The sequence below is a fragment of the Moorena sp. SIO3B2 genome, assembly GCF_010692525.1.
Classification (GTDB): domain Bacteria; phylum Cyanobacteriota; class Cyanobacteriia; order Cyanobacteriales; family Coleofasciculaceae; genus Moorena; species Moorena producens.
The window spans coordinates 1-3,738 of sequence record NZ_JAAHHE010000354.1; the positions used below are offsets into that span (position 1 = coordinate 1).

Sequence of the window (3,738 nt, forward strand, 5' to 3'; positions counted from 1 at the left end):
GGGCTGTAAACATTATCTACGGTTCCGTCTTTGGCTTGACTACTACTGGTAATCAGTTTTGGAGCCAAGCTAGTTCTGGCGTTAACGATATAGCTGAGGAGTACGATAACTTTGGATCTAGCTTGGCGGTGCAGGACTTCAATGGGGACGGCTACGATGACTTAGCCATAGGAGTTCCTGGTGAAGACCTCGGAAGTATTATCAATTCTGGTGCTACTCAAATCCTCTATGGCTCAGCCAGCGGTCTAGTTGTATAGAGCAGCTTGTTTATAGCAGTATTTAGCTAGGGAACAGCGGATCACCGGAACAGGGAACAGGGAAAAAATCCTGTGTACCTGATTAGACTAAAAAAAGCTATACTCCCGATTCCCGACTCCCGTTCCCCTCCTGGGAGGGGAACGGGGTGGGTTCCGATTCCCGATTCCCGATTCCCGATTCCCCATTCAACAGTTCTGGTAAAACCCCATCACACAATTTGCGATCGCTTTCACTCAAGGTCGGATTATGGTTCAAATAGTCCCTGATCCAATAGCACCCCTTCACCAATAAATCCTTTAAATCAGAGCTTAAATCAGAGGTAGTGGTATGACTCCCCCTGGTAACTATCCCCTGTCCAGGTTTTACACCTAGGACTGTACTGTCATTAATCGGTCCGCCAACGGTTTTGATTTCTGTACCATCGATATTCCAGATTTTAGCAGTACCATCTTCACTGACCGATACCAAAGTTTCACCATCAGCCAGGAAACAGGCATTGCACACAGGAGCAAGATGTCCTTTTAGGGTTTTGAATTCCTTACCATCACGAGTCCAAAGCTTTACCGTCCTATCAGCACTAACTGAAGCAATAATTTGACTGTCAGGACTAAAAACAACACCTCTAACTCCTGCTTGATGTCCTTGTAAGGTAGTGATCAGTTTACCATCCAAACTCCATAATTTCACCGTTTTATCAGCACTAGCGGAAGCCATAATTTCACCATCCCCACTGAATCTCAAACAGACAATTTTTAGACTATGGGCTGGAATCGTATCGATTAAGCTACCATCAAGATGCCAACGTTTAATGGTTTTATCTTCTCCAGCGGAAGCCAGCATTTGACCATCCTGACTGAATCTAATGGTATAGATTTTAGCAATATGACCGTTAAGAGTATTTAAGAGTACTCCCTTATCCTGTCCATACTTATCATCAATCCCCCACAGCTTGATAATTCTGTCATTGCCCGCAGAGGCCAGGATTTTACCATCAGGACTAAAACTTAGACTCCTAATACTCAAACCATGGGCTGGAAAGGTTTGCAGTAATGCTCCATTAAGATGCCAAATTTTAATGATACCATCGACACTAGCAGTGGCTAATAGTTTTGCTTTAGGACTAAAACTGACACTCCTGACACTAGCTTGATGTCCTGAAAATGTTCTGAGTAATGTGCCTTCTAAATTCCATAGTTTCACTGTTTTATCTTCACTAGCTGAAGCATACTGCTGACCGGTAGAATTAAAACAAAAGCCGATCAGTTTACCAGTATGGCTTTGCTGAGTATTCAGTCCAATGCCCTTAAGACTCCAAAGTCTGATAGTTTTATCTACACTAGCAGAAGCCAGTAGCCGTCCATCGGGGCTGAAACTTACCCCACACACAGACCCTTTGTGTCCTCGTAAGGTCTTGAGCTTAATGCCATCAAGGTTATACAGTCGAATTCGATTATCTTTACTTGCTAGTGCTAATAGTTGACCATCGGGACTAAATCTAACCCGATAGACTGGCAAGCCATAATTATCGATGGAGTTGAGTTCTTTGCCATCTATATTCCAGAGTTTAGCGGTACCGTCCCAACTCCCGGAAGCCAGCATCTGACCATCTGGACTAAAGCAGACACTCAAGACACCCCTAGCATGACGATTGAAAATTTTGGGCCAACTACTGTGTAAATTCCAGAGCTTGATAGTGCCATCTTCACTAGCGATCGCAAGGGATTTACCATCAGGACTAAAACTAATCCCAAAGTTAGCAGGACCAAACCTGGTCAGGGTTTTAATCCGAGTACCATTAGGATGCCAGAGCTGGATCGTGCCATCCTTACTAGCAGCAGCAATGGTTTGACCATCGGGACTAAAACTAATGTTGAAAACTTGGTTTTTATGACCTCTGAGAGTTTTCAGTAACCTACCATCCCGTTGCCAGAGTTTGATGGTGCTATCAGCACTAGCAGAGGCAAACATCTCACCATTGGGACTAAAGTTAATGCTAAACACTTGCTCCTTGTGGCCCCGACAGCTTGTCAAAGCTTTCCCATCAATTCCCCAAATCCTGATCGTGCCATCTTCACTAGCAGAGGTAATTAGTTTACCATCAGGACTTAAACAAACACCAAATACTCCCGCATTATGTCCTTCCAAACGATTGCACTCTTGCAAGTTATTGATAATTTCCTGAAGCTGATTGACTTGTTGCTGTTTGATATCAGGAGTAACCTCTGTGGTGAGTAATCGTTTACCAGCTTTTACACTAGCGACCAATGCTCCTAACTGGTCGTGGGAAGATAGTAGAGCTTGAGATAGAGAATTAAGGGCTTTAATTTCTGCAATTTCTGCTCGTCTTCGTTCCTCTTGTTCTTGATGGAGTGCTTGCTTTAGTTCTTCTTTGGTGAGTTTTAACTCCGCTAGGATTTGAGGCTCTTGTCCTTGGCGAATAAATGATACTAAATAATCATGAACTAACTGATAACGATCAGCGGGGTATTCTGGCACTTCAAAGACTAACCCAGAACCCACTAGCACTTCTAATCCTAAATCTAGTTGCTCCTCTTCTAAGTCCAAATCTTCCGCTAATTCAGCCTTAGTCTTTAGGGGCCGCATCCCGTTTTCATCGGTAAGCAAATACAAAACAAGTTTAGTGATTCGTTCGTTCTCTTCACCACAGTCTTTAATAGCTGTTTCTAGGTATCGTTCAACCAGTTTTTCCTTAGGACCTTTGGCTATATAATCTGCTAAGGTGGTAATTTTTTCCGCTTGGAGCTGAGCTCCTACCACTTGCAATTCAATGGGGAGCACCTCATTGGTATCTCCTGCTAAATCCTTAACTAAGGCATCCGTTAGCTTTGGCTCTAGAGAAAATGCCGTGTGTTCAGTTAAGCTTTGAATAACTGATTGAGCTTGCTTTGGGGAAAAGTTACCGAGATAGTAAAGAATTGTTTTATCTAAAATATTGTTGTTGATGACATCTAAGTTAATTAGACGGTTACACTCTAACAAATAATGAATGTCATCTTCTCGAAGGGATAAAATAATTTTAACATAGGGAATATTCAAACAATTCTTCAGGAAGTCATAGAAAACCAGTCGTTGTTTTATGTCTTTGGCAGCAAAGAAAAATTCTTCAAATTGGTCAAAGACTAAAACCACTAGGATATTTTCTTCTGTTATTTTCCAGAATGTCTTGAGAATTGCGCTTGTTGTTTCGAGAGTATTAGCCTGATAGTTAATCAGGTGTTTTTCGGCCAGAGACTTGGCTAAGGCTTTCCCAAATTCCGGAATCCAATCGGTATAAACTTGCTGGAAAACCGTTAAAACCTCACGGGAGCCAATGGTTTTTTGTTTCAAAGTGGGAATTAACCCAGCTTGGACAAGGGAACTTTTACCTACTCCTGATTGACCATAAATTACCGTTAGTTTATGGTCACTACGGCCCATACGTTGCATTAAGCGATTAACATCCCCTTGTCTACCAGAGGC

General features: G+C 42.5%; 2 protein-coding genes. One reads left to right on the forward strand and one right to left on the reverse strand.

Annotated features, from left to right (window positions below; translation table 11 throughout):
- The coding region (locus tag F6K38_RS33385) for an FG-GAP repeat protein (protein ID WP_287359386.1) at nucleotides 1-257 on the forward strand (257 nt) is incomplete at its 5' end.
- Between the two features lie 97 nt (nucleotides 258-354).
- On the opposite strand, the gene F6K38_RS33390 is transcribed toward F6K38_RS33385, so the two are convergent.
- A partial coding sequence (locus F6K38_RS33390) for a WD40 domain-containing protein (protein ID WP_502709625.1) occupies nucleotides 355-3,738 on the reverse strand: 3,384 nt, incomplete at its 5' end.